General features: G+C 59.5%; 5 protein-coding genes and 1 pseudogene. 2 read left to right on the plus strand and 4 right to left on the minus strand.

Annotation, left to right across the window (positions count from 1 at the left end; translation table 11 throughout):
- Together DBR30_RS22280 and DBR30_RS15120 are read right to left on the minus strand one after the other, a co-directional pair.
- Positions 1-393: pseudogene (locus DBR30_RS22280) on the minus strand (short-chain dehydrogenase); the annotation flags it as partial.
- An 87-nt stretch (positions 394-480) separates the two neighbouring features.
- Positions 481-888, minus strand: coding sequence for a helix-turn-helix domain-containing protein (locus DBR30_RS15120; protein WP_108541798.1), 408 nt, complete (start codon positions 886-888; stop codon positions 481-483).
- Between the two features lie 147 nt (positions 889-1035).
- Between DBR30_RS15120 and DBR30_RS15125 the strand changes: the two genes are divergently transcribed.
- A complete protein-coding gene (locus tag DBR30_RS15125; protein WP_108588413.1) occupies positions 1036-1935 on the plus strand; it encodes an aldo/keto reductase in 900 nt (299 codons plus the stop codon).
- Between the two features lie 69 nt (positions 1936-2004).
- Here DBR30_RS15125 and DBR30_RS15130 read toward each other — a convergent pair whose 3' ends face one another.
- On the minus strand, positions 2005-2286 hold the full coding sequence (locus tag DBR30_RS15130) for an RNA recognition motif domain-containing protein (protein ID WP_005337180.1): 282 nt from the start codon (positions 2284-2286) through the stop codon (positions 2005-2007).
- A gap of 216 nt (positions 2287-2502) precedes the next feature.
- Positions 2503-3045: a hypothetical protein gene (locus tag DBR30_RS15135; protein ID WP_108541372.1), complete on the minus strand. Its 543-nt coding sequence runs from the start codon at positions 3043-3045 to the stop codon at positions 2503-2505.
- A gap of 106 nt (positions 3046-3151) precedes the next feature.
- On the opposite strand from DBR30_RS15135, the gene DBR30_RS15140 reads away from it, so the two are divergent.
- Positions 3152-3833: amino acid ABC transporter ATP-binding protein (locus DBR30_RS15140; protein WP_108588412.1), on the plus strand; the 682-nt coding region annotated here is incomplete at its 3' end.

Consider the following 3833-nt stretch of genomic DNA (forward strand, 5'->3'; position numbering starts at 1 on the left):
CAGATCGGAGATGGCACAGAGCCACAGCGGATGGTCATTGCCCATCAACCGACTGAAACGGGCAGCCAGCGCCAGTGTTGGCCAGGCATTGGCCAGCAGGCTGTCGCACAGCCACTTGGGGTGCACCTCTTCGACCCGCCGCTCTGGCATAAAGCTGACATCGTGCAACAGGCCGATGGTGTTGATCACCACAGTGGGAAGCGGATCGGTGTCGTAGAGGGTAAACAGGGCGTCGAACGAGATGGCGTCCACCTCTTGCAGCGGGAAGAAGGCCCCCATCTCGATCCCTTTTGGATAGGTGCGCCCAGCCAGAAGGAAGGACTCCCCCCTTGCCATCAGCTCTCTTGCCAGCGCCGAGCCCAGCGCACCGCTTCCGAGGATCAAGTAGCTCATCGCCCATTCCATGGAGAGTTATCTTGCTTAGAGCGTATCAGAATACTCAACCGGCCGTGACACGACCAAAGGGTAATATGCCCCTCATCACGCTTCCCCCAGATGGCGACCAAACTCCCGCGCCAGCGCCAGATCGAGAAAACCGTCCGCTTTCTTGTGGGTACGCAAAAACTGGTAATAGGCGAGCAGGGTGACCAGCGTCTCCTCATCCGGCCACCCCACCCCGGGTTGCTGCTCGCCCAGCAGTTGCTGTGCCGCGGCCAGCGCTTCCCTGTCTACCACTTCCGCCTGACGGTAGAGATAACCGCATCCGGTCGCCAGCCACTCCAGCGAACAGTTAGCCCCCATGGCGATCTGGTTGGCCCGCGCCAGGCCAGGCTCGGCTCCCTTCAAATATTTGCGGATCAGCGCTTCACTGAGCCCCACCTTGCGGGCAAAGGCGCTCACGCTCATCTCCCCGATCAGGCTCTGCAAGCGCTCGGCAAATCCTTCCATCCAACTCTCTCCCCTACTCTGCGGTCAGAACCAAAGTTCGAATCATGCCACTGCCCATTATTGCTTTGCCAGCCACATGAGGCCAAGATGCCCGCAGTCATCTATGTTGCACATCGTTTTCGCATCGTGTTTTTCAAGGAGTCAACCATGTCTGTATCCCGTGTCGCCCTGCATCCGCAAGGCCCCACTTTCTCTCGCCTCATCATGGGTTACTGGCGCCTGATGGAGTGGCAGCTCTCTCCGGCCGCTCTACTCGACCTGATGAAATATCATCTGGATCTGGGGGTCACCACCATCGATCACGCCGATATCTATGGTGGCTATCAGTGCGAAGAGGCCTTTGGCCACGCCCTGCGCCTCGAACCTTCTCTGCGCGAGCGGATGGAGATTGTCACCAAGTGCGGCATCGCCCTCACCGCCAAGCCGGAGCATGCTCTCAACCACTACAACACCGGCAAGGACCATATCATCGCCAGCGCCGAGGCCTCGCTGCGCAAGCTCGGCACCGACCATCTGGACCTGCTGCTGATCCACCGCCCGGATCCCCTGATGAACGCAGATGAAGTGGCCGACGCCTTTATCACCCTGAAACAGGCGGGCAAGATCAAGCACGCCGGGGTATCCAACTTCACCGCCCGACAGTTCGAGCTGCTGCAATCGCGCCTCCCCTTCCCGCTGGTCACCAACCAGCTGGAGATCTCGCCGCTTCATCAGGAAGGGACCCTCGATGGCACCCTGGATCAGTGCCAGCAGCTTGGCATCAAGCCGATGGCCTGGTCATGTCTCGGCGGCGGCCGACTGTTCAGCGATGACGCCTTTGCCCCGCTGCGCGCCGAGCTGGAGCAGATACGCCACGAAGTGGGCGCCCAGACTATCGAGCAGGTTGTCTACGCCTGGGTGATGATGCTGCCGAGCCAGCCGCTGCCATTGATTGGCTCCGGCAAGCGGGAGCGGATTGCCGCCGCCGTGGCAGCCGAATCCATCGAGCTAAACCGCCAGCAGTGGTTCCGCATCCGCAAGGCGGCGCTCGGTTACGACGTACCCTGATAACAGCAAAACATCCAGAAACAAAAACGGCATGGGGAAACCCATGCCGTTTTTCATTGCAAAGGCACCTTAGCGATGGCGCTGTTGCGGGCGACCACGGGGAGCATCTGTCTTCGGTTTGGCCTGGTTGACGGTGATGGTACGGCCACCGACTTCCGTGCCATGCAGACCCGCGATGGCCTTTTCGGCATCGCCATTGACCGGCATTTCAATAAAACCAAACCCCTTTGACTGGCCGGTATCGCGGTCGATGATGATATCAACCTTGTCGACCTGTCCAAACTGGCTGAACAGGGTTTTCAGTTCGTCGGCCGTCATCCGGTACGACAGATTTCCTACGTAAATCTTCATGCCATCCACTCTCGATTCAAGGTGCCTTCTCTATGCAATTCCCAGCATAACGGTAAGGGCACAACCCCTATGCCGGACCTGCCATGGCTTCATGCCGTGGCCTTCTCCACACTGTCGTCAAGTGATTGATCTCTTGGGTTAACAGTGCAGACAAGATCAATTCGAGTCACTGGCAGTATCTGAGCTTTGCCGGGAATTGTCGAGAAAATAGTCGACTCAGGCCGATTGCAGATCTGACAACCGTTGCGCCAGCATCCGGCGACCGTGCCAGGCCCGTTTAAAGCCGAAGCGATAGACTGACGGGCTCACCAGATGCAGCTCCCCCGCCTTGAGATCCAGCAAGGCCACGGCCGCCGCCAGCTCCTCTTCACTCAGTTGCAGATCGAGGCTGAAGTCGAGCCACTGGCCGTCGTGGCCCACTCGCCGCTCCCGTTCGAGCGCCACCAGCTGGTTGCGGGGCAGCGCCAGCGCCTCATCCTTGTTGCCATTGAGCAGATAGATATGCTGTTCGTCCCACCCTAGCTCCGCCAGGCGCCAGGGCTGCCAGCTGCGGGGCAGCGACACCATGATCCCGGTGATGCCACCAAAGACCACGCCCACCCAGTTGAGCAGCGCCATGGCGCCCCAGCCATCCCACAAGGAGGCCGCCACCACGCCCCAACTCACCAGCAACAGCAGAAAAATGACGCAGCGATAGCGAACCGCGGGCGGCATCAACAGTTGCACCTGCGAACCGGCAAGCAAGGATGTAATACGCATGAAAAGCTCCTGTCATCACGAAATGGCGCCATTGTGAATAGGCATCAGGATACTGACAAGGGGGTTTTCTTTGTCATCCCCCTATAAAATCAATACCATGGCGTAAATGATTCTCAGTGGAACCCGCTTCTTGACCAGCTCGCAACCCTGTGTGCGCTTTTGTGGCGTCGACAAATTCTATGGCGACTTTCAGGCTCTTCATCACATCGATCTCACCATTGAACGGGGAGAGAAGTGGGTCATCTGTGGCCCGTCAGGCTCGGGGAAATCGACCCTGATCCGCACCATCAACGGGCTGGAGGGGATCGACGGCGGCCAGCTGTTCCTGTTTGGCGAGCCGGTGACCCCTTCCTACCTGCGCCGCCTGCAAGGTCGGGTTGGCATGGTGTTTCAGCAGTTCAACCTCTTCCCCCATATGACGGTGCTGGAAAACCTGATGGTGGCACCGGTGCATACCCTGGGGTTGCAACCTCAGGAGGCCAAAGCCCGGGCGCTCGGGCTGCTCGAGCGGGTACGCATTCAGGCGCAGGCCGACAAGTACCCACACCAGCTCTCCGGCGGCCAGCAGCAGCGGGTCGCCATCGCCCGCTCCCTCTGCATGCAACCCGAGCTGATGCTGTTTGACGAGCCCACCTCCGCCCTCGACCCCGAGATGATCCGCGAAGTGCTCGATGTGATCCGCGAGCTGGCTGACGAGGGGATGACCCTGATCTGCGTTACCCACGAGATGGGCTTTGCCCGTCAGGTGGCGGATCGGGTGCTCTTTATGGATGAAGGGAAGATTATCG

This window comes from Aeromonas sp. HMWF017, from assembly GCF_003061465.1.
Classification (GTDB): domain Bacteria; phylum Pseudomonadota; class Gammaproteobacteria; order Enterobacterales; family Aeromonadaceae; genus Aeromonas; species Aeromonas veronii.